The sequence below is a fragment of the Vibrio sp. 2017_1457_13 genome (assembly GCF_030851525.1).
Classification (GTDB): Bacteria; Pseudomonadota; Gammaproteobacteria; order Enterobacterales; family Vibrionaceae; genus Vibrio; species Vibrio metschnikovii.
The window spans coordinates 1-21,886 of record NZ_VHTA01000013.1 but is presented as its reverse complement, the minus strand read 5'-3'; the positions used below and the strand labels follow the sequence as shown (position 1 = coordinate 21,886).

The 21,886-nt window shown below is 44.2% G+C and carries 20 protein-coding genes; 17 read left to right on the top strand and 3 right to left on the bottom strand.

The genetic code is table 11. From position 1 onward, the window contains the following. The first annotated feature begins 67 nt into the window (after positions 1-67). From rpsL to rplI, 7 genes are all read left to right on the top strand, one after another. The gene (rpsL, locus tag FKN88_RS15900) at positions 68-442 is read left to right on the top strand and encodes a 30S ribosomal protein S12 (RefSeq protein ID WP_004397617.1); all 375 of its coding nucleotides are present in this window, start codon (positions 68-70) and stop codon (positions 440-442) included. 100 nt (positions 443-542) lie between these two features. Beyond that, the gene (gene rpsG, locus FKN88_RS15895) at positions 543-1,013 is read left to right on the top strand and encodes a 30S ribosomal protein S7 (protein WP_004397616.1); all 471 of its coding nucleotides are present in this window, start codon (positions 543-545) and stop codon (positions 1,011-1,013) included. A 75-nt stretch (positions 1,014-1,088) separates the two neighbouring features. Continuing rightward, positions 1,089-3,185: an elongation factor G gene (gene fusA / locus FKN88_RS15890; protein WP_004397615.1), complete on the top strand. Its 2,097-nt coding sequence runs from the start codon at positions 1,089-1,091 to the stop codon at positions 3,183-3,185. A 122-nt stretch (positions 3,186-3,307) separates the two neighbouring features. Next, the gene (tuf, locus tag FKN88_RS15885; RefSeq protein WP_004397651.1) at positions 3,308-4,492 is read left to right on the top strand and encodes an elongation factor Tu; all 1,185 of its coding nucleotides are present in this window, start codon (positions 3,308-3,310) and stop codon (positions 4,490-4,492) included. A gap of 289 nt (positions 4,493-4,781) precedes the next feature. After that, positions 4,782-5,150 (top strand): 30S ribosomal protein S6, encoded by a 369-nt coding sequence (rpsF, locus tag FKN88_RS15880; protein WP_004396135.1) that lies wholly within the window; start codon positions 4,782-4,784, stop codon positions 5,148-5,150. A 289-nt stretch (positions 5,151-5,439) separates the two neighbouring features. Continuing rightward, positions 5,440-5,667, top strand: coding sequence for a 30S ribosomal protein S18 (gene rpsR, locus FKN88_RS15875; protein WP_000090472.1), 228 nt, complete (start codon positions 5,440-5,442; stop codon positions 5,665-5,667). A 33-nt stretch (positions 5,668-5,700) separates the two neighbouring features. Continuing rightward, complete coding sequence (gene rplI / locus FKN88_RS15870) at positions 5,701-6,150, top strand: 50S ribosomal protein L9 (protein ID WP_004396134.1); 450 nt, start codon at positions 5,701-5,703, stop codon at positions 6,148-6,150. 118 nt (positions 6,151-6,268) lie between these two features. Here rplI and FKN88_RS15865 read toward each other — a convergent pair whose 3' ends face one another. Next, positions 6,269-7,033 (bottom strand): YdiY family protein, encoded by a 765-nt coding sequence (locus FKN88_RS15865; RefSeq protein WP_154169322.1) that lies wholly within the window; start codon positions 7,031-7,033, stop codon positions 6,269-6,271. Positions 7,034-7,206: 173 nt separating this feature from the next. Here FKN88_RS15865 and FKN88_RS15860 point away from each other — a divergent pair, with 173 nt between their 5' ends. The 3 genes from FKN88_RS15860 to pgi all read left to right on the top strand — a co-directional run bounded on the left by FKN88_RS15860 (position 7,207) and on the right by pgi (position 11,585). Next, positions 7,207-8,613, top strand: coding sequence for a replicative DNA helicase (locus FKN88_RS15860; protein ID WP_158137745.1), 1,407 nt, complete (start codon positions 7,207-7,209; stop codon positions 8,611-8,613). A gap of 4 nt (positions 8,614-8,617) precedes the next feature. Then, a complete protein-coding gene (gene alr, locus FKN88_RS15855) occupies positions 8,618-9,715 on the top strand; it encodes an alanine racemase (RefSeq protein ID WP_306687672.1) in 1,098 nt (365 codons plus the stop codon). 217 nt (positions 9,716-9,932) lie between these two features. Then, complete coding sequence (gene pgi / locus FKN88_RS15850) at positions 9,933-11,585, top strand: glucose-6-phosphate isomerase (protein WP_158137748.1); 1,653 nt, start codon at positions 9,933-9,935, stop codon at positions 11,583-11,585. Between the two features lie 142 nt (positions 11,586-11,727). On the opposite strand, the gene FKN88_RS15845 is transcribed toward pgi, so the two are convergent. Beyond that, entirely contained in the window at positions 11,728-12,189 is a 462-nt protein-coding gene (locus FKN88_RS15845; protein WP_004396129.1) for a chemotaxis protein CheX, read from the bottom strand. Positions 12,190-12,205: 16 nt separating this feature from the next. After that, the gene (zur, locus tag FKN88_RS15840) at positions 12,206-12,664 is read right to left on the bottom strand and encodes a zinc uptake transcriptional repressor Zur (protein WP_040904941.1); all 459 of its coding nucleotides are present in this window, start codon (positions 12,662-12,664) and stop codon (positions 12,206-12,208) included. A gap of 509 nt (positions 12,665-13,173) precedes the next feature. Here zur and FKN88_RS15835 point away from each other — a divergent pair. The 7 genes from FKN88_RS15835 (at position 13,174) to FKN88_RS15805 (ending at position 21,466) form a co-directional block, all read left to right on the top strand. Further along, positions 13,174-14,685, top strand: coding sequence for an AbgT family transporter (locus FKN88_RS15835; RefSeq protein ID WP_203342030.1), 1,512 nt, complete (start codon positions 13,174-13,176; stop codon positions 14,683-14,685). A gap of 241 nt (positions 14,686-14,926) precedes the next feature. Then, a complete protein-coding gene (gene dusA, locus FKN88_RS15830; protein WP_154169310.1) occupies positions 14,927-15,934 on the top strand; it encodes a tRNA dihydrouridine(20/20a) synthase DusA in 1,008 nt (335 codons plus the stop codon). Between the two features lie 75 nt (positions 15,935-16,009). Further along, entirely contained in the window at positions 16,010-16,672 is a 663-nt protein-coding gene (locus tag FKN88_RS15825) for a TIGR04219 family outer membrane beta-barrel protein (protein WP_154169308.1), read from the top strand. A gap of 111 nt (positions 16,673-16,783) precedes the next feature. Then, positions 16,784-17,020: a hypothetical protein gene (locus tag FKN88_RS15820; protein WP_040904939.1), complete on the top strand. Its 237-nt coding sequence runs from the start codon at positions 16,784-16,786 to the stop codon at positions 17,018-17,020. A 90-nt stretch (positions 17,021-17,110) separates the two neighbouring features. Beyond that, positions 17,111-18,961 carry an assimilatory sulfite reductase (NADPH) flavoprotein subunit gene (locus tag FKN88_RS15815; protein ID WP_306687671.1) on the top strand — a complete coding sequence of 617 codons (1,851 nt, stop codon included), beginning with the start codon at positions 17,111-17,113 and terminating at the stop codon, positions 18,959-18,961. Then, positions 18,961-20,697: an assimilatory sulfite reductase (NADPH) hemoprotein subunit gene (gene cysI / locus FKN88_RS15810; protein ID WP_154169306.1), complete on the top strand. Its 1,737-nt coding sequence runs from the start codon at positions 18,961-18,963 to the stop codon at positions 20,695-20,697. Before FKN88_RS15815 ends, cysI begins: the two co-directional genes overlap by 1 nt. Continuing rightward, positions 20,690-21,466, top strand: a complete 777-nt coding sequence (locus FKN88_RS15805) for a phosphoadenylyl-sulfate reductase (protein ID WP_154169304.1) — start codon at positions 20,690-20,692, stop codon at positions 21,464-21,466. The genes cysI and FKN88_RS15805 overlap by 8 nt, the downstream gene beginning before the upstream one ends. Positions 21,467-21,886 lie beyond the last annotated feature (420 nt).

Below are 21,886 nucleotides of genomic sequence, written 5' to 3'. Positions count from 1 at the left end.
TGTGCAAATCACAATCAGGGCTAGATTTTTCATAAAGCTTACGTTAAGTAAATTCAGGAGCTAGCTAATGGCAACTATTAACCAGTTGGTACGCAAGCCACGTGTGAAGCAAGTTGCAAAAAACAACGTGCCTGCACTCGAAGCGTGCCCACAAAAACGTGGTGTATGTACTCGCGTATATACTACTACACCAAAGAAACCTAACTCAGCACTACGTAAAGTATGTCGTGTTCGTCTAACCAATGGTTACGAAGTGACTTCATACATCGGCGGTGAAGGTCACAACCTACAAGAGCACAGCGTTGTTCTTATCCGTGGCGGTCGTGTAAAAGACCTTCCGGGTGTTCGTTACCACACTGTTCGTGGTGCGCTTGACTGTTCAGGCGTTAACGACCGTAAACAAGGTCGTTCTAAGTACGGTGTGAAGCGTCCTAAGTCTTAATGGATTCCGTTAAGTAAGGCCAAACACTAAATTAATTTGTTATTTTGAAAAAACTGTATAGTTTTGGAAAAAACCTGAAGAAGACAACGGAGAATATTCCATGCCACGTCGTCGCGTTATTGGTCAGCGTAAGATCCTTCCAGATCCAAAGTTCAAATCTGAACTGCTGGCAAAATTCGTTAACATCCTTATGGTTGACGGTAAAAAATCTACTGCAGAGAAAATTGTTTACACTGCACTAGACACTATGGCTGAGAAATCTGGTAAAGATCACTTGGCTGTTTTTGAACAAGCTCTTGAAAACGTACGTCCAGCGGTAGAAGTTAAATCTCGCCGTGTGGGTGGTTCAACTTACCAAGTGCCAGTAGAAGTACGTCCGGTTCGCCGTAACGCACTTGCTATGCGTTGGTTGGTTGAAGCTGCGCGTAAGCGTGGTGAAAAATCTATGGCTGGTCGCTTAGCTGCAGAAATGCTAGATGCGTCAGAAAACAAAGGTACTGCTGTTAAGAAACGTGAAGACGTTCACCGTATGGCAGAAGCGAACAAAGCCTTCGCTCATTACCGCTGGTAATACCTTCTGTGCTGCGAGGTCCTCTCGCAGCACATTTCTATTTTCTAAGGTTTCCCTTAGTAAGAGGATACAATCGTGGCTCGTAAAACTCCTATTGAGCGCTACCGTAATATCGGTATCTGTGCTCACGTAGATGCAGGAAAAACAACCACTACTGAGCGTATTCTGTTCTATACCGGCCTTTCTCACAAACTTGGCGAAGTTCACGATGGTGCTGCCACCATGGACTGGATGGAGCAGGAGCAGGAACGTGGTATTACTATTACCTCTGCTGCAACAACTGCCTTCTGGCGTGGTATGGATGCACAATTCCAAGATCATCGCATTAACATCATTGATACCCCTGGACACGTTGACTTCACCATCGAAGTAGAGCGTTCGCTGCGTGTACTTGATGGAGCTGTGGTTGTCTTTTGTGGTTCATCTGGTGTTGAACCTCAGTCTGAAACAGTGTGGCGTCAAGCAGATAAATACCATGTTCCTCGCATTGTGTTTGTTAATAAGATGGACCGTACTGGCGCAGACTTCCTACGCGTAGTAGATCAAATTAAACATCGTCTTGGTGCAACTCCCGTTCCTATCCAATTAAATATTGGTGCAGAAGAGGATTTTAGAGGTGTCATCGACCTTATCAAGATGAAAGCCATCAACTGGAATGAAGCCGATCAAGGCATGAGCTTTACTTATGAAGCGATTCCGGATGATATGCTAGAGCTGGCTGAAGAGTGGCACAACAACTTAGTTGAAGTCGCTGCGGAAGCGAGCGAAGAATTGATGGATAAATACCTTGAAGACGGCGTACTTACTGAAGCTGAAATCAAACAAGCGCTCCGTCAGCGCACGCTGAATAACGAAATCGTTCTTGCCACTTGTGGCAGTGCGTTTAAAAATAAAGGTGTGCAAGCGGTTTTGGATGCGGTTGTCGAATTTTTGCCATCGCCAGTAGAAGTTCCGGCGATCAAAGGTATTGATGAAAACGAGAATGAAGTAGAACGTCACGCTGACGATAACGAACCATTTTCTGCTTTGGCATTTAAAATTGCCACCGACCCATTTGTTGGAACTTTGACGTTTATTCGTGTCTATTCTGGAGTGGTTAACTCGGGTGATGCGGTCTATAACTCAGTCAAACAAAAGAAAGAGCGTTTTGGGCGCATTGTACAAATGCATGCTAATAAACGTGAAGAAATTAAAGAAGTTCGTGCTGGCGATATCGCCGCCGCTATTGGCTTGAAAGATGTCACTACGGGTGACACGCTCTGTCATCAAGATCATAAAGTGATTCTTGAACGCATGGAGTTTCCTGAGCCTGTTATCCAAATCGCCGTTGAGCCTCGCTCAAAAGCGGATCAGGAACGAATGGGGATTGCGCTAGGTAAATTAGCGGCTGAAGACCCGTCATTCCGAGTCGAAACGGATAAGGAAACAGGACAAACGCTAATTTCTGGTATGGGCGAGCTTCACTTAGACATCATCGTTGACCGTATGAAACGTGAGTTCAGCGTTGATTGCAACGTGGGTAAACCTCAGGTTGCGTATCGTGAAACCATTCGTGGTCAAGCGGAAGTTGAAGGCAAGTTTGTTCGCCAGTCTGGTGGCCGTGGTCAATACGGTCATGTATGGTTGAAAGTTGAACCTGCAGAGTTAGGACAAGGCTTTGTCTTTGTTGACGCCATCGTGGGCGGTGCAATTCCTAAAGAGTTCATCAACCCGGTAGCGAAAGGGATCGAGGAGCAAATGAACAACGGTGTGTTAGCGGGATATCCTATTTTGGATGTTAAAGCGACACTCTTCGACGGTTCATTCCACGATGTCGACTCAAGTGAAATGGCGTTTAAAATCGCCGGCTCAATGGCATTCAAGAAGGGCGCGCTAGAAGCAAACCCAGTCATTCTTGAACCGCTAATGAAAGTTGAAATAACCACACCTGAAGATTGGATGGGTGATGTAGTCGGCGATTTAAATCGTCGTCGTGGCATCATTGAAGGCATGGATGATGGCAATGCTGGCCTCAAAATTATCCGTGCTCGAGTTCCACTCTCAGAGATGTTTGGTTACGCAACAGATCTACGTTCTGCGACCCAAGGCCGTGCTTCTTACTCAATGGAGTTTGCTGAGTACGCCGAGGTTCCGAAAAATGTTGCCGATGCAATCATTGCTGAACGTGGGTAGTTGTTATTTGATTAATAACGAATCTATTGCGCTAACGAGCGTTGGCGCATAAAATAGCAATTTCTGGCGCGCTTTGAGTGCACTTGACTTAAGGCGAATCATAACTAGGAAGGAACACGATCGTGTCTAAAGCAAAATTTGAACGTACGAAACCGCACGTAAACGTTGGTACTATCGGCCACGTTGACCACGGTAAAACCACTCTAACAGCAGCTATCTGTACTGTACTTGCAAAAGTATACGGCGGTGAAGCGAAAGACTTCGCGTCAATCGATAACGCTCCAGAAGAGCGTGAGCGCGGTATTACTATTTCTACATCACACGTAGAATACCAAACTCCATCACGTCACTACGCACACGTAGACTGCCCAGGACACGCTGACTATGTTAAAAACATGATCACTGGTGCTGCGCAAATGGACGGTGGTATCCTAGTTGTAGCTGCGACAGATGGCCCAATGCCACAAACTCGTGAGCACATCCTACTAGGCCGTCAGGTTGGTATTCCTTACATCGTTGTATTCATGAACAAATGTGACATGGTAGACGATGAAGAGTTGCTAGAGCTTGTAGAGATGGAAGTTCGTGAACTTCTTTCTGAGTACGATTTCCCAGGCGACGACCTACCAGTAATTCAAGGTTCAGCACTAGGTGCATTGAACGGTGAAGAGCAGTGGGAAGCGAAGATTGTAGAACTAGCAGAAGCGCTAGATTCATACATTCCAGAGCCTGAGCGTGCAGTAGACCAAGCATTCCTAATGCCAATCGAAGACGTATTCTCAATTCAAGGTCGTGGTACCGTAGTAACAGGTCGTATCGAGCGTGGTATTCTACGTGTAGGTGACGAAGTTGCTATCGTTGGTATCAAAGATACAACAACGACTACTTGTACAGGTGTAGAGATGTTCCGTAAGCTGCTTGACGAAGGTCGTGCAGGTGAGAACGTAGGTGCACTACTACGTGGTACTAAGCGTGATGACGTAGAACGTGGTCAAGTACTAGCGAAGCCTGGTTCAATCACTCCACACACGAAGTTTGAATCAGAAGTATACGTACTGTCAAAAGATGAAGGTGGCCGTCATACACCATTCTTCAAAGGCTACCGTCCACAGTTCTACTTCCGTACAACGGACGTAACTGGTGACATTTCTCTACCAGAAGGCGTAGAGATGGTAATGCCAGGCGACAACATCAAGATGGTTGTAGAGCTAATTGCACCAATCGCGATGGACGAAGGTCTACGTTTTGCTATCCGTGAAGGTGGCCGTACAGTAGGCGCTGGTGTTGTAGCTAAAGTTATCGCTTAATTTCGATAATCTTTTGTTATCACTATTAAAAGGGAAGCATTGCTTCCCTTTTTTATCGCCTGTAAATCCGGTCTTTTCTCAGTCTTTTTCTTTTCACATTCTCTTCATCTTTCCCTTTAGACGGCCTGTCTATCTTTAGTCTGCGACAAGTATATTTCACTTGCTAAACGACTAGCCATTCTGTACTATTCTCGCTCCTTAATTCTCGGTCAATTTTCATTCGTTCCTTGCTTCCTTTGGATGACCGGGCCAAATCTGGAAGCTGAATAATCCGTAAGGAGCAAAATCAATGCGTCATTACGAAATCGTATTCATGGTGCACCCTGATCAAAGCGAGCAAGTTGCTGGCATGATCGAGCGTTACACTGGTTCAATCACTGAAGCTGGCGGTACAGTTCACCGTCTAGAAGATTGGGGCCGCCGTCAAATGGCTTACCCAATTAACAAGCTTCATAAAGCTCACTACGTTCTAATGAACGTTGAAGCTGATCAAGCTGTGATTGATGAGTTAGAAACTGCATTCCGTTTTAACGATGCTGTTCTACGTAACATGATCATGCGTACTAAAGCTGCTATCACTGAACCTTCAATCATGCTTAAAGCTCGTGACGAGCGTTCTAAGCGTGAAGAAGTGAAATTTGAAGCAGACGCTGAGTAATTTCAGATGACCGTCTGAGTCAACGTTCTTGATCATTAAAGAAGGTTGAATCAAGCTAACTCTTATTATTAATCGTGGTCTTCCTCTTTTAGTGATAAGTCATGTTGGGTTAAGCGAATTTCGGTTCCTTAACGTAGGATGTAGGCAACGGTCAAACGCATTCACTCATCATTTAGTATTAGGCGGTATTGCTATAGAGAATGATTCATTCTCCAGTCGAAACAAAGTGTTCGTTATAGCCATACTTAACGTCTACAACATTTTTCAAATTTAGATCAGGAGATAGCCCATGGCTCGTTTCTTCCGCCGTCGTAAATTCTGCCGTTTTACAGCAGAAGGCGTTCAAGAGATTGATTACAAAGATGTAGCGACTCTTAAGAATTACATCACTGAAGCTGGTAAAATTGTACCTAGCCGCATCACTGGCACAAGTGCTAAGTATCAGCGTCAGCTAGCTCGTGCAATCAAACGCTCTCGCTACCTAGCTCTACTGCCATATACTGACAAGCATCAGTAATCGGCACCGTTTATTAAGAAAGAGGATTAAGTAATGCAAGTTATTCTACTTGATAAAATCGGTAACCTAGGCAGCCTTGGCGATGCAGTTAATGTTAAATCTGGTTACGCTCGTAACTTCCTTATCCCACAAGGTAAGGCTGTAATGGCAACCAAATCTAACGTTGAGATGTTTGAAACTCGTCGCGCTGAACTTGAAGCAAAAGTTGCTGAGCAACTTACTGCTGCACAAGCTCGTGCTGACCAAGTTAACGCACTAGAAGCGGTTGTTATTGCTTCTAAAGCTGGTGATGAAGGCAAACTGTTCGGTTCTATCGGGACTCGTGACATCGCTGATGCAGTAACTGCAGCCGGTGTTAAGCTTGAGAAAAGCGAAGTTCGTCTACCTGAAGGTGCTCTACGTACTACAGGTGAATTCGAAGTTAGCGTTCAACTTCATTCAGAAGTTTTCGCTACAGTGAAATTACAAGTTGTTGCTGAATAATTTCAGTTTCTAAACTCGTTTAAACACCAGCTCAGGCTGGTGTTTTTTTATGTCCAATTTATGTCGTTTAGCGATGAAGGTAATAAGTTTGGCGAGGTGGGATATTGAGTGTTGATGGTTAGAATAAGAAAATCAAACTTACTGATATCACGCTATCAGCTTTACTTAAACCTGTAGGGACTCGGTTATGGTATTGACGTGATTGACTTACTTTAAGAGCAATGTCATCGGTAATATTGTTGATAATGCTGATATCACTGTCAAAGCGAGTGTTACTTTCTCCGCCAACCAAGGTTAGATCGGTGAGTAATTTAAAATTGCTCAGTGCTTGCCATTCAACTTTAAGGTTGCCGCGATAAATCGGCTCTTTGACTAAGTGTGGGAAGACGACGTCGCCACTGCTAATTTTATCCAAATTCGGCTCTTGATAGCGGTAGCCCGGTCCGACTTCGAGTTCAATCAGTAAATCGTCGGTATGAGTAAACTGATAGCCAAGACCACCAGACCAAGTGTAATCTGAAAAGTAGGCGCTATAGCGTGAATCAGACCCTTTAAAACTGCCATATAAGTAGGTTTTAGGACCTAGCTTATAGTCGCTTTGTAAGCTGTAGCTGGATTGCCGTTTATTCTCTTTGCCATTTTTATCTAATTTATAAAAACGCCACTCGCCATTGGTTCGATGACGACCACGGGTGTATTCCCCTTTAACACGCGTATTAAGGGCTTCTGAGTCTGTGTTACCAGAGTGCGCTTGATAGCCAAATTCGATTTGACTTTGCCAAGGTGAGGGTGCGTTAATGTCCTTACTGCGATTTGTCTGTTTGTTGGCGTGGACATGGAAACTTGTCAACAGAGCCAGACTTAGAAGCCAAGTTTTGGACACATGAAACCTCTCTCAAAGAATAGAATCGCTGAATAATAAGCATCAGTTTTTGAAATTGGGTCATATTAAGGTTAATTCTATCTAAGTCATAGACAAACTTTTCGATGCCTAATTACAAATGTTCTATTCTCGCTATAATGAGCGGTTATTAAAAAGAGTGACTGAGTGAAGTGATGGCTGATCCCCGAATAGATAACCGAAATCGTAAACCTGCCGATGCACAAGTTGAAGCAATGAAAACTCCTCCTCATTCATTAGAGGCTGAGCAATCCGTTATTGGCGGTTTATTGCTAGATAATCAACGTTGGGACACAGTCTCTGAACGTGTGATTGCTCAAGACTTTTATAGTCGACCTCATCGGTTAATCTTTGAAGCAGTGAAAAGCCTACTTGAATCTGGGCAACCGCTGGACTTAATTACCCTTTCCGAATACCTCGAGTTGCGCGAACAGTTAGAAGATGTTGGCGGCTTTGCCTATTTGGCTGACCTGGTTAAAAATACGCCAAGTGCTGCTAATATTAATGCTTACGCTGACATTGTTGCTGAGCGTGCTTTGGTGCGTAACTTGATTGGTGTTGCGAACGAAATCGCTGACGCAGGTTATGATCCTCAAGGGCGCAGTTCGGAAGATTTACTCGATTTAGCCGAAAGCAAGGTATTTGCGATTGCAGAGGCGCGTAGTAGTGAAAACGAAGGGCCACAAAACGTTGATACGATTTTAGAAAAAACCTTAGAGCGTATCGAATTATTGTATAAGACTCCACAAGATGGCGTCACTGGCGTCAACACTGGATTCACTGATCTCAATAAAAAAACGGCGGGATTACAAGGTTCAGATTTAATTATTGTTGCCGCTCGTCCTTCGATGGGAAAAACGACCTTTGCCATGAACCTGTGTGAAAACGCAGCGATGCAGCAAGATAAACCAGTATTGATATTCTCACTCGAGATGCCAGCAGAACAAATCATGATGCGTATGCTGGCGTCGCTCTCGCGGGTAGATCAAACCAAGATCCGAACCGGTCAACTCGATGATGAAGATTGGGCGCGTATTTCTTCGACCATGGGAATGCTGATGGAGAAGAAAAACATGTTTATCGACGACAGCTCGGCGTTGACTCCCACAGAGGTGCGTTCACGTGCGCGTCGTATTGCTCGTGAGCATGGTGGGCTATCTTTAATCATGGTCGACTATTTGCAGCTGATGCGGGTTCCTTCTCAATCCGATAATCGTACTTTAGAAATTGCCGAAATTTCTCGTTCATTAAAAGCCTTAGCCAAAGAGCTTAATGTACCTGTGGTAGCGCTTTCACAGTTAAACCGCTCGTTGGAGCAACGTGCGGATAAGCGGCCAGTCAACTCCGATTTGCGTGAATCTGGCTCGATTGAACAAGATGCCGATTTGATCATGTTTATTTACCGTGATGAAGTCTATCACCCGGATAGTCCAATGAAAGGGATTGCGGAAATCATTATTGGTAAGCAGCGGAATGGCCCAATAGGCTCGGTACGGTTGACTTTCCAAGGTCAATATTCTCGTTTTGACAACTACGCAGGCCCAGCGTTTGATGATGAATAATAGTATGAACTACATGAAAGCCGCTAAAGCGAGTATTGATCTGCAAGCGTTGCAGTATAACTTACAAAGAATCAAGCAGCAGGCTCCGAGTAGTAAAGTCATGGCGGTTGTTAAGGCTAATGGTTATGGTCATGGCTCTCGTGAGGTTGCTCGCTACGCTCAAGATGCCGATGCATTTGGTGTTGCTCGAATTCAAGAAGCCCTGCAACTCAGAGCGAATGGCGTTGTTAAGCCAATACTCCTCTTAGAAGGTTTTTATTCTGCTGGCGATCTTCCGGTTTTAATGACCAACAATATCCAAACAGTCGTGCACTGTGAAGAGCAGCTACAGGCTTTAGAACGCGCACAATTAGACACGCCAGTATCGGTATGGTTAAAAATCGACAGTGGGATGCATCGTCTTGGTGTGCGTCCTGAGCAGCACGCTGAGTTTGTTGAGCGTTTACATCGCTGCCCAAATGTGGCTAAACCTCTACGTTATATGAGTCATTTTGGCTGTGCTGATGAACTCGATAGCCCGATCACGCGCCAACAAATTGAGCTGTTTTTATCGTTGACCGATGGCTGTAAAGGCGAGCGCTCATTGGCTGCATCGGCTGGATTATTGGCATGGCCGGAAAGTCAGCTAGACTGGGTAAGACCAGGAATCATTCTTTATGGTGTTTCTCCTTTTGCCCATCAGGACGCTCAGGCGATGGGATACCGTCCAGTCATGACTTTAACGGCACCTCTGATTGCTGTTCGAGAGGTGAAGGCCGGAGAGAGTATCGGTTATGGTGCCTTATGGACCGCTCAACGAGAGACTAAAATCGGTGTGATTGCGATTGGTTATGGTGATGGCTATCCACGTACGGCACCTAATGGTACGCCAGTGTTAGTCAATGGTCGTATTGTGCCAATGGCAGGGCGAGTTTCTATGGATATGCTGACGGTTGATTTAGGCCCAGAGGCTCAGGATAGCGTCGGTGATGAAGCCATTTTGTGGGGGCAAGACCTTCCAGTTGAGAGAGTGGCTGAACATATTGGTACCGTGGGTTATGAGTTAGTGACCAAACTGACCTCTCGAGTAGAGATGCATTATCTCACCGAAAAAATAGGCTAAACAAGTCAGTGATTAAACAAGTTGAGCCTCCGATGTGGGTTTCACTGACTTATCTCAAAGTCGCGCGACGATGGCTCAGCGATAATGAGTTTATTGAGCAGTAACTCTGCTTTATCGAACCATGATGAGTTTCTTTTTTGCATTAACAGGGATTCCAACCTAGCCAATAGGCAAGGTAATAAGGAATAAAACCTACCGTAACATTGGGATAGAGAATATGTTGAAAAACATTAATCCAACGCAAACCAACGCTTGGAAAGCACTAACCGCGCATTTTGAATCAGCGCAAGACATGGATTTAAGCACTCTGTTCGCTGAGGATAACCAGCGTTTTAACCATTTCTCAGCGCGTTTTGGTCAAGATATTCTGGTTGATTATTCGAAGAATTTAATCAATCAAGAGACGATGCAACACCTGTTTGCTTTAGCCAAAGAGACGCATCTCGAAGATGCCATTCAAGCGATGTGTCAAGGTGAGGCAATTAACCAAACTGAAGGTCGCGCCGTCTTACATACTGCACTACGTAATCGCAGTAATACCCCAGTAATGGTCGATGGCCAAGATGTGATGCCAGCCGTTAATGCCGTATTAGAAAAGATGCGTGTATTTTCAGAGCGCGTGATCAAGGGTGAATGGAAAGGTTTCACCGGTAAAGCGATTACCGATGTAGTGAATATTGGTATTGGTGGTTCAGACTTAGGTCCCTATATGGTGACTGAAGCGCTCGCGCCGTATAAAAATCATCTGACCATGCACTTTGTATCCAACGTCGATGGTACTCATATTGCTGAGACATTGAAGAAAGTGGATCCGGAAACCACGCTGTTCTTAGTGGCGTCGAAAACGTTCACCACGCAAGAAACCATGACTAACGCTCACTCTGCGCGTGATTGGTTCTTAAACGTCGCGGGCGATCAAGCGCATGTGGCGAAGCACTTTGCTGCGCTGTCGACCAATGGTCAGGCGGTGACTGAGTTTGGTATTGATACCGAAAATATGTTTGAATTCTGGGATTGGGTTGGTGGCCGTTATTCTCTGTGGTCAGCCATCGGTTTGTCGATCATTCTATCAATTGGCTACGATAACTTTATTGAGTTGTTAGCTGGGGCTCACGAGATGGATCAGCATTTTGTTGATACACCGTTTGAGCGTAATATTCCGGTGATCCTTGCTCTGATTGGTATTTGGTATAACAACTTCCATGGCGCTGAATCAGAAGCGATTTTACCTTACGATCAATACATGCATCGTTTTGCGGCTTATTTCCAACAAGGGAATATGGAATCGAACGGTAAATACGTTGATCGTAATGGTCAGGCTGTGACTTATCAAACAGGACCGATCATTTGGGGTGAGCCAGGTACCAATGGTCAGCATGCGTTTTATCAGTTGATCCACCAAGGCACCAAGCTGATCCCTTGTGATTTTATTGCGCCAGCATTGACTCATAATGCCGTCAGCGATCATCATCAAAAATTGATGTCGAACTTTTTTGCGCAAACTGAAGCGCTTGCATTTGGTAAATCTGCCGATGTAGTGAAAGCGGAATTACTGAAAGCGGGTAAATCTGCGGCGGAAATTGAAGCGTTAGTCCCCTTTAAAGTTTTTGAAGGTAACCGTCCAACTAACTCGATTTTAGTTAAACAGATCACGCCACGAACTTTAGGCAATTTGATTGCAATGTATGAGCATAAGATTTTTGTGCAAGGTGTGATTTGGAATATTTTCTCGTTTGATCAATGGGGCGTAGAGTTAGGTAAGCAATTAGCGAATCAGATTCTTCCTGAGTTGGCGGATGGTCAAGACGTTATCTCTCATGACAGCTCAACCAATGGTTTGATCAATGCGTTTAAAGCCTTTCGGGGCTAATACCACGCTAAGTAGGCTGGCTCTTCGCCGATCTTGAACAAGATTTGCCGTCGATAAGTCTGCTATTACCAATATACAAAAGGGTCGACGTGAAATGTCGACCCTTTTCTTTTCTGGGCAAGTCAAAGCGACTTGCTCTGGTTTACTCGAAACAGATCTCAATAAAGGCATTTCCCCATTGAGATGAGAACGGCATGATGATGATCGAACCTTCGCATTTGTGTCGTATTGTATGACCTTTGCCCGATACCACCACTGGGGTCGCTAAATCAAAATCAAAGCCACTTTCGGCTAAGATGCGTTTTGCTCCACCCGTTACCATGTTGGTAATTTCCCCGACCATATCCGTGACTTCTTCATTTAAGCCATTCGGTCGTTCGCCCAACATGTTTTCCATAATTTGTAAGGCTAAAGCCTCATCAAAGGTAATCGACATGGAACCGCGTGTTTGAGGCCCGATCATACCGATAAGACCAGACACATCGCCACGAGCAATTTCATCTTTTTTGAGGCGAGGCTTTTGGGGCTTCAGTTCTAATGAAGCCATCGTTTTTAGTACATTTAGCAAAGACGCTAAGAACGGATTGACAAATTCAGCGCGCATAACTCTCTTCTATAGTCTAATTCTTTGTTTCTGAAGAACAGGATTGGCAAATACCATGAGATTCAATGACATGGTTAGTAATTGTAAATCCGTGTTGCTCCGCGTTGTTCGCCAGCATTGTTATCAGATTATCATTTTGTAACTCCACAACGTTACCGCATTGGTCACAAATTAACAGCTGAGAAAAGTGCTTATGGGCATTACAAGAGCAGCAAGAGATAAAGCTATTCGTTGACTCTACACGATGAATAAAGCCTTGTTCTAACAGAAAATCTAAGGCTCGATACACCGTCGGTGGTTTTGCTTGTGGCTCACTGACTTTTAAATCTTCAAGCAAATCGTAGGCGCTGGATGCTTTTTGACTGGCGCAGATAAGTTCAAAAACGCGCTTACGTTGTGAAGTTAGACGAACGCCCCTTGCTGCACATATTTCTTCAATTTGTTGGCTAAGCTTCTTGTCCAAATCTATCACCATCATTGCTGGACTCTAGTAATCATATACTATTTCAAGATAAATATCGTTTTGAACATCAATAAATCATTAGTGATTGATTGACTATGAACGCTATTGTCATAAATAGTGCCTAACTTACCTCATCTTGCGATAAAACGATACAGTGAAGAAAATCGGCGATTCACTTTCCTACTTAACGTGGTGATTATGCTCGTAGCCCCCCTTTAATTCCCTTACCCAGTTATCTTTATCGTCGTCCCTAGAGCTGCCCATGATTTTCAGTAAGTCGCGTTATTGTTGTGAATAACACTACTATAAATCACAACTTGAATTATAATGGTTATCATTTTAACTCATTGATTGTATTGGTTAATTTGATGTTTTATTTTCGTGTGTTTATTGAGTTGATTTACTTGTCAGTGGGATGTTTTTCAATGGTGAGATTCTTGGTGTGAATCAAAATCAATGTGTGATGATGATGGTCAGCAAAACCTTAACCGTGGTGACGACTTTTTATACGGGGAAATTATATGCGTTTTAGTTTATCGATGCCTAAGTCACGGGCCAACCGTTCCCTATTCGATTGGATTGAAAAGTGGGGTAATCGGCTACCTCATCCCATCGTATTATTCATTCTATTGACGGTAGTGGTTTTAGTTATTTCTAAATTTGGTTCATTACTCGGATGGCATTATCAATTACCAGGACAGCCCGTTGCTTCGGTCGAGGATTTACTCTCTGAATTTGGATTACGAGCATGGCTTGGTGGGGCTTTACAAGCCTTCGCAGCCTTTCCCCCTCTAAGCATCATTATTGTTGCGATGATTGGTATCGGTATTGCGGATGCTTCAGGTCTGATTGGTTATGCGGTGCAACGTGCCGTGAGACATGCTGGTACATGGCAATTGACCGCAACTATCATGTTATTGGGCTTACTATCAAATGTGGCGGGAGCGGTTGGATATATTGTTTTGATTCCCCTAGCATGCCGAGCTTATCTCGCGGCAAAACGTTCAGCCCTCGCTGGATTAGCGGCCGCGTTTGCTGGTGTTGCTGGTGGTTCACATGCTTCAGTGTTTTTAACCACTTATGATGTGGTCCTTTCGGGGATCAGTACTTCGGCGGCGCAATTGGTTGATCCTATGGTGACGGTGAGTCCATTAGCCAATTATTACTTTCTTACTGCCAGTGTTGGTATGTTGGTGCTGGTAGGTACGTGGATTTCTATCCGAGTGGTTGAGCCACGCTTAGCGCGTTACTCTTGCAAAGGCTTTCCCATTGAGGTGATCCCAGATACTCGTCATGACAAAGCGATGTTTAGCGCATTAGGCGCAGCAATGTTATTGGTATTGATAATGGTTATCGCCACGCTTCATCCTTCGGGATGGCTAACGCCGAGCGATCCTACGATGTTTGCTCGTAGTGAAGTGATTAAAGGTTTGCCGATTATTGTCTCGTTAACGTTTGCCTTAAGTGGGTTGGTGTTTGGGTTTATGTCCGGCTCGTTTAAGGGGGAGAGTGATGTTATCAAAGGCTGTCAAAAAAGCATGGAGAGGCTGGGTTTGTTTCTGGTCATCATCTTTTTCGCTTCGCAGTTGATCTTTATTTTTCAACTTAGCCAATTATCGGGGTTGTTGGCTGTTACCTTAAGTGAGTTACTGGCTTGGCTTAACGTTAAAGGGCCTATGCTGGTTGTGGGGTTGATCACTTTTAGTGCATTTTTGAACTTATTTATGGGATCGCCGATGGTGCTGTGGAGTTTAATGGCTCCGGTTTTTGTCCCCTCGCTGATGTTGGCTGGGTTGTCTGTCGATCTCATTCAAGTCGCTTTTCGAATCGGTGATTCAGTGACGAATATTATTACTCCTCTCTTTGGTTATTTAGGCTTAATTCTTGCCACTGCCCAGCAATATGAACCGAAAGCGAAACTAGGGACATTGATGTCGATGATGTTGCCCTACAGTATTGCATTTTTTGTTATGTGGTCAGGATTACTACTGTTATGGGTGTACGTTTTTCATCTGCCCCTCGGTGTGGTGTAATCTTGTCCACATCGAGAAAGTTCATCGTCCAGCTCTTTGATGAGTTTTTGCTACATGAGCTCGACACTTGTGTATAATCTGCAAATTATTTTTCATAACAGCCTGTCTGGTTAAATTCGTATTATCGTTTTAGCTAAGCTGCGCTTATTGCGGAATACTGGCTAACTTTTGTTACTCTTATCGTATAAAAGTTAGCCTAAGCTGTTGGCTTACATGACCGCCTATTAACCAAACGTAAACTATGACTACTTCTACTGACACTGATAAATTTAAAGCTCATCGTCTTTCGGTGGCCCCTATGCTTGATTGGACGGACAGACATTGTCGTTATTTTCATCGTCTCCTCACCTCGCAAACCTTGTTGTATACCGAAATGGTGACCACTGGAGCTATCATTCACGGTAAGGGCGATTTTCTTACTTATAACCAAGAAGAGCACCCAGTCTCGTTGCAGCTCGGTGGCTCGAATCCTATGGATTTAGCTCATTGTGCCAAGTTAGCTCAAGAGCGTGGTTATGATGAGATTAATTTAAACGTCGGCTGCCCTTCTGATCGGGTACAAAATGGTAAGTTTGGTGCTTGTTTAATGGCTGAGCCGCAATTGGTTGCCGATTGCGTTGCTGCGATGCGTGAGGTGGTGGATATTCCAGTAACCGTCAAAACCCGTATTGGGATTGATGAACAAGACTCTTATGAGTTCTTAACTCGCTTTGTGCAGTTAGTCTCCGAACAAGGTGGATGTGAGCAATTCACTATTCATGCGCGTAAGGCTTGGTTAAGTGGCTTAAGCCCGAAAGAAAACCGTGAAATACCGCCTCTCGATTATCCACGTGCTTATCAGCTTAAGCGGGACTTTCCTCACTTAACTATTGCGATTAATGGTGGAGTCAAATCGTTAACCGAAGTGTTAGATCATTTACAACATCTTGATGGGGTAATGGTTGGACGTGAAGCTTATCAAAATCCTTATTTACTCGCGGAAGCGGATCAACAGATTTTTGGTCTTGATAAGCCTATTAAAAAACGCTCTCAAGTGGTTCAAGAGATGTACCCTTATATTGAACAGCAACTCACTCAAGGTGCTTATCTTGGGCATATTACTCGACATATGTTAGGGCTTTTCCAGAGTATGCCAGGAGCGCGCCAGTGGCGACGTTATATTAGTGAAAATGCCCATAAGCCGGGATCGGGTGTTGAGGTTGTTGAAACCGCGTTGGCGAAAATTCCTTATCAAGAATTAAATGTGTAATCGGTTGGCGTAGTTGACGAACGCATAAATGCCATCGTCGCCATTCAATGCAAGCAATCAGGAGAAGAGATCATCATGAATCGAATCAAAACCATCTTGTGTGGCGTAGCAGTGTGCGTTTCAAGTTCGGCGTTAGCGGAAGAGGCAGCGTATGGTGTGAAAGTGGGCGCTGAAATGTGGTGGGGGAAAACGAAGATTGATAACGTTCGCTATGAGACGGCGCAAGTACCTGTGATCTCTTTAGCTTTCGAGCATTCACTCGATTATTGGCCGAACATGAGTTTTCGTTATAGCCATGTTGATGCACAGACGGTGGCGTTTGATAAGTACGATTACACCTTGTATTACCGGTTGCTTGATAGGCAAGCGTTGCGTTTTAATGCAGGGGTGATGCTCAGTCAATATCGCTCCACGGACTACCGAGCGCCAGATAATCAGCACTATGCCTTTAATGATTTGACCTTCAATTGGTTTGGATATGCAGAGTTAAGTATCCCGAATTCAAATTTTGATATCATTGGTCAGATTGATTTTGGTGAGAGTAAAGGCATTAAAAGTGCGGATATGACGGCTGGTATTCAGTATGTCATTGATAACCCAACTTACCCATTGATATTAAAAGCGGGCTATCGTGTGATTGATTTGGAGTTTACTAATTTAGCAACCCAGTCACCACAAACTAGCGAATCATTGGTCTTTGTCGATGGCTGGTTTATTGGTGCTGAAATGCATTTTTGATGGTTGACCACTTCGTGATGGATTAGCTGAAAATTTGCGCTGCTTACTCGCAATTTGCTCGAAATAAACCATGCTTAATCTAATGGATGAGCGATGGAAGCGAGATTAGCCATGACAATCACGGAACTAAGAAATCTGTATCGGGAGCAAATGCTGATTGAAGCCATTATTGAACCCTCATCGGCGGAAGGAACATGGATTGTTGAATTTCGTCACCAACGAGGTGGTTTTGTGCCGCTCACCGATGCTAGCGGTGAAGAGTGCCATTATACCGATTTAGACAGTGCCTCAAAATCTGCTATGGCGGTTGGTTTTAAGCAAGTCAGAATAGAAAGTCGCTTTGATTGAAGGGTGACTTTCTTACTTCCAAAAAGTTATAAAACATTCTCTTCTATTCTTTCTTGTTATTAAAGAGAGTGGTTAATCTATCGTCACGCAATGAATAAGGACGTCGTGACAATGTCTTCAGGAAATACCTTACCACAAGAATTGGCATCGTTAGCCAGCCCAATCAACGACTCTCAGCTTTTACAACTCCAGCAAACTGCAACGGAACTATCGCCGCATCAATTGGCTTGGTTGAGTGGTTATTTCTGGGGGTTAAGTCAAGCGCCGGCTAATCGTGTTGGTGCTGCGGTGTCTCAAGCTTTATCAGTAACTTCAACGCCACAGGGTCAATTAACCATTATTTTTGCTTCGCAAACCGGTAATGCCAAAGGGGTTGCGCAGCAGCTTCAACGCGAAGCACAAGCGTTAGGTATTAAGGTGCAGTTATTTGATGCTAGTGATTACAAAGGCAAAGATCTGGCGAAAGAAACGCATGTGATCATCGTTGCTTCAACCAATGGTGAAGGTGAAGCGCCTGATAACGCCCTTGTCTTGCATGAGTTTTTGCAATCTAAAAAAGCGCCTAAATTACCGCACTTAAAATATGGCGTGATTGGCTTAGGAGACTCGAGCTACGAGTTTTTCTGTCAAACGGGTAAAGACTTTGATTTGTTTTTGGAAAAATTAGGTGCGCAGCGTTTTATTGATCGCATTGATTGTGATGTCGATTACGCGCAACCAGTCGCTGAATGGCAGGCGAAAGCGTTGCAAGAGGTACAACAAGCTCTATCTTCTGAGCAAGGGCAGGTTGTACAGCTTCCGCTTAGTCAAATTGATGCCAAGCAAGCGAGCTATTCAAAACAGAATCCTTATCTAGCCACGTTATTAACTAGCCAAAAAATTACCGGTCGCGATTCCGGAAAAGACGTGCGACATATCGAGATTGATTTAACCGATTCAGGGTTAACTTATCGGCCAGGTGATGCGCTTGGTGTCTGGTATGAGAACAACCCTCAATTAGTGCAACAGATCTTAACGCTGGTGGGTTTAACTGGTGATGAGCAGGTTGCAGTCGACGGCTCGCCATGCACTGTCTATGATGCGTTAGTTAACCATTATGAGATCACCGCATCTAACCCTCAGTTTATTAGTCAATATGCCGAATTGTCAGCCAGTAAAAAGTTGCAAAAACTGGTCGAAAATAAAGACAAGCTTCGTGAGTATTCAGCGCAGACGCAAATTATTGATGTATTAAAAGAGAAAAAATGTGCCTTGTCGGCTGATCAGTTGATCGGTTTACTGCGCCGATTAACCCCTCGATTATATTCAATCGCTTCTAGCCAACGAGAAGTTGATGAAGAAGTACATCTTACTGTTGCCGTGGTTGAATATCCGGTTAACGACGAGCGGCGTCAAGGTGGTGCATCGAGCTTTATTGCTCATCAATTGGCTGAAGGCGAGCAGGTAAAAATCTTTGTAGAAGCCAATAACCATTTCAAACTCCCAGAAGATGATAATACGCCAATTATTATGATTGGCCCCGGAACCGGGATTGCGCCTTTCCGCAGTTTTATTCAAGAGCGAGATAATCGGGCTGCGCCGGGGAAAAACTGGTTATTTTTTGGCGATCGCACCTTTACCCAAGATTTTCTCTATCAGCTTGAGTGGCAGAAATATTTGAAGTCTGGCCTATTAACCCGTTTGGATGTGGCATTCAGCCGAGATCAGCATGAAAAAGTTTATGTGCAGCATCGTTTGTTAGAACAAGCTGAGCAAGTTTGGCAATGGATTGAACAAGGAGCTTACCTTTATGTGTGTGGCGACGCTCAGTATATGGCGAAAGATGTTCATCAAGCTCTGATTACGATTGCCATCCAGCAAGGTGGTTTGGACAAAGATCAAGCAGAACAATTTATTAATGATTTACGTAAAGCGAAGCGTTACCAAAGGGATGTTTACTAATGAGCACTAAACCACAATCGCCACAGCAAGAAGTATTAGGCCAAGTATTGGGGCCATTCTCGGATAACGAGCGTTTAAAGCGAGAAAGTAATTTTTTACGGGGTACGATCGAGCAGGATCTGCAAGATCGTATTACCGGTGGATTTAGCGCGGATAATTTTCAGTTGATCCGTTTTCACGGTATGTATCAGCAAGATGATCGCGATATTCGTAACGAACGAACCAAGCAAAAATTAGAGCCTCTACATAATGTGATGTTACGAGCTCGTATGCCGGGAGGGATTATTACTCCTCAGCAGTGGTTGGCGATAGATAAGTTTGCTAGTGAGCATTCTCTTTATGGCAGCATTCGTTTAACTACGCGGCAGACGTTTCAGTTTCATGGCGTGTTAAAGCCTAATATTAAGTTGATGCACCAAACGCTGAATAGCATTGGTATTGATTCGATTGCTACGGCTGGTGATGTGAACCGCAATGTGTTGTGTACTTCAAACCCTGTTGAATCTGAATTGCACCAAGAAGCTTATCAGTGGGCGAAAAAAATCAGTGAACATCTATTACCGAAAACTCGCGCTTACGCCGAAATTTGGTTGGACGGTGAAAAAGTAGAAACGACAGAAGATGATGAGCCTATTTTAGGTCAGCACTATCTACCACGTAAGTTTAAAACGACAGTGGTGATCCCGCCGCAAAATGATGTCGACGTTCATGCCAACGATCTGAATTTCGTCGCGATTGCTGAGCATGGCAAATTAGTTGGTTTCAATGTGCTGGTGGGCGGCGGTTTGGCGATGACGCATGGCGATACGTCAACCTATCCGCGCCGCGCGGATGATTTTGGCTTTATTCCTTTAGAGAAAACCTTAGATGTTGCAGCAGCAGTGGTCACAACTCAGCGTGACTGGGGTAACCGCTCTAATCGTAAAAACGCCAAAACCAAATACACTTTAGATAGAGTGGGTGTTGAGGTCTTTAAAGCTGAAGTTGAAAAACGTGCAGGTATTCAATTTGCGCCAAGTCGTCCCTATCAATTTACCGAACGTGGCGATCGCATCGGTTGGATAGAAGGTATTGACGGTAAGCATCACCTAACGCTGTTTATTGAAAATGGCCGTTTATTGGACTTCCCAGGTAAACCATTGAAAACCGGTGTCGCTGAAATCGCTAAGATCCATCAGGGTGATTTTCGCATGACAGCCAATCAAAATCTGATTGTCGCTGGCGTGGCATCGGAAGATAAAGCAGAGATTGAACAGATCGCTCGGCTACATGGTTTAATCAATGATCAGGTCAGCGAGCAGCGTAAGAATTCGATGGCCTGCGTGTCGTTCCCTACCTGTCCTTTAGCAATGGCGGAAGCTGAGCGTTTTCTGCCTCAGTTTGTCACGGATGTTGAGAACCTTCTGAACAAACATGGCTTACCAAAAGAAGACAATATTATCTTGCGTGTTACAGGGTGTCCTAATGGATGTGGGCGGGCGATGCTTGCCGAAGTCGGCTTAGTTGGCAAAGCGCCGGGGCGTTACAATCTTCATTTAGGGGGCAATCGAGCGGGAACGCGCATCCCTAAAATGTATAAAGAGAACATCACTGACCAACAGATTTTACAAGAGCTTGATGTATTGATTGATCGCTGGGCACATGAGCGAAATGCTGATGAAGGATTTGGTGATTTCACCATTCGTGTTGGGATAATAGAAGAGGTGGTTATCTCTAAGAGGGATTTTTATGCCTAAGCGTCCTATTTTAACCCTCGAGCTTGAACATCTATTAACATTGAGTAAGGTCGAGCAAACGCTCTACCTTGCCGAGTTAAATGGCTATCTTGAGACACTGACCGCTCAGCAGCGCGTTGCATGGGCTTTAGAGAATCTATCGGGTACTCATGTTTTATCATCGAGTTTTGGTATTCAGGCTGCTCTGATGTTGCACTTGGTATCGGATATTAAGCCTGGCATTCCAGTTATTTTGACCGATACCGGCTATTTGTTCCCAGAAACCTATCAATTCATAGACCAATTAATCGAAAGCCTAAACCTGAATTTGCATGTTACTCGTGCCGAGATCACTCCGGCTTGGCAAGAAGCTAAGTATGGCAAACTTTGGGAGCAGGGGATTGATGGCATCAGCCGTTATAACCAAATAAATAAAGTTGAGCCTATGCGTCGTGCTTTAAGCAACTTATCGGTCGGTACTTGGTTTTCTGGTTTACGTCGCGAGCAGTCTCAATCGAGAGCCAACTTGCCGATTCTGTCGATTCAAAATAATGTTTTTAAATTTTTACCAGTGATCGACTGGAGTAATAAAGATGTGCATTATTATTTAAAAGAAAATAACCTTCCTTACCATCCATTATGGGAGCAAGGCTATCTTTCGGTTGGTGACTGGCATACCACTCGCCAATGGAAACCAGGAATGAGTGAAGAAGAAACTCGATTTTTCGGTTTGAAAAGAGAGTGTGGCCTTCATGAAGAGGCAAAAGAAGTGAATGGTTCAGGCATATAATTAGGTTAATGTGCATAACTCTGTGGGTAACGTGTTTGTTTCGTCTTGATAAAGTGGGATAAATAAGGCTTTGGCTAAAAAAGTCCCCGTTAAGCATTATTTTGACTATTTTCGTTAAATAAAGCTTGCCAAGATTAAACGGATCTCTATAATGCGACCTCACTGACACGGCAGACGCCGCAAGGCTTCAGGCAGTGTTAGTTGAGGGAAAGCTTCTAAAAAAGAAAATTTGAAAAAGTGTTTGACTCTTCAAATTAACTCGTTAGAATTCACCTCCGCTTCGAAGCTCAACGAGAGATTCGCAAGCCAGCTCTTTAACAATTTAAACCAATCAATCTGTGTGGGCACTCGTTGATGATAATCAAAATGCTTAGCAATAAGCACTTCGGTTTCAATGAACTGAGTGACCAAATTGATAGG

Coding starts and splice junctions, on each gene's coding strand:
- rpsR (WP_000090472.1), top strand. CDS start 5,440: ATGGCTCGTTTCTTCCGCCGTCGTAAATTCTGCCGTTTTACAGCAGAA.
- FKN88_RS15845 (WP_004396129.1), bottom strand. CDS start 12,189: ATGCGCGCTGAATTTGTCAATCCGTTCTTAGCGTCTTTGCTAAATGTA.
- cysI (WP_154169306.1), top strand. CDS start 18,961: ATGAGCACTAAACCACAATCGCCACAGCAAGAAGTATTAGGCCAAGTA.
- pgi (WP_158137748.1), top strand. CDS start 9,933: ATGTTGAAAAACATTAATCCAACGCAAACCAACGCTTGGAAAGCACTA.
- alr (WP_306687672.1), top strand. CDS start 8,618: ATGAACTACATGAAAGCCGCTAAAGCGAGTATTGATCTGCAAGCGTTG.
- FKN88_RS15820 (WP_040904939.1), top strand. CDS start 16,784: ATGACAATCACGGAACTAAGAAATCTGTATCGGGAGCAAATGCTGATT.
- FKN88_RS15835 (WP_203342030.1), top strand. CDS start 13,174: ATGCGTTTTAGTTTATCGATGCCTAAGTCACGGGCCAACCGTTCCCTA.
- rpsF (WP_004396135.1), top strand. CDS start 4,782: ATGCGTCATTACGAAATCGTATTCATGGTGCACCCTGATCAAAGCGAG.
- dusA (WP_154169310.1), top strand. CDS start 14,927: ATGACTACTTCTACTGACACTGATAAATTTAAAGCTCATCGTCTTTCG.
- FKN88_RS15860 (WP_158137745.1), top strand. CDS start 7,207: ATGGCTGATCCCCGAATAGATAACCGAAATCGTAAACCTGCCGATGCA.
- FKN88_RS15815 (WP_306687671.1), top strand. CDS start 17,111: ATGAATAAGGACGTCGTGACAATGTCTTCAGGAAATACCTTACCACAA.
- FKN88_RS15805 (WP_154169304.1), top strand. CDS start 20,690: ATGCCTAAGCGTCCTATTTTAACCCTCGAGCTTGAACATCTATTAACA.
- zur (WP_040904941.1), bottom strand. CDS start 12,664: ATGGTGATAGATTTGGACAAGAAGCTTAGCCAACAAATTGAAGAAATA.
- rplI (WP_004396134.1), top strand. CDS start 5,701: ATGCAAGTTATTCTACTTGATAAAATCGGTAACCTAGGCAGCCTTGGC.
- FKN88_RS15825 (WP_154169308.1), top strand. CDS start 16,010: ATGAATCGAATCAAAACCATCTTGTGTGGCGTAGCAGTGTGCGTTTCA.
- rpsL (WP_004397617.1), top strand. CDS start 68: ATGGCAACTATTAACCAGTTGGTACGCAAGCCACGTGTGAAGCAAGTT.
- rpsG (WP_004397616.1), top strand. CDS start 543: ATGCCACGTCGTCGCGTTATTGGTCAGCGTAAGATCCTTCCAGATCCA.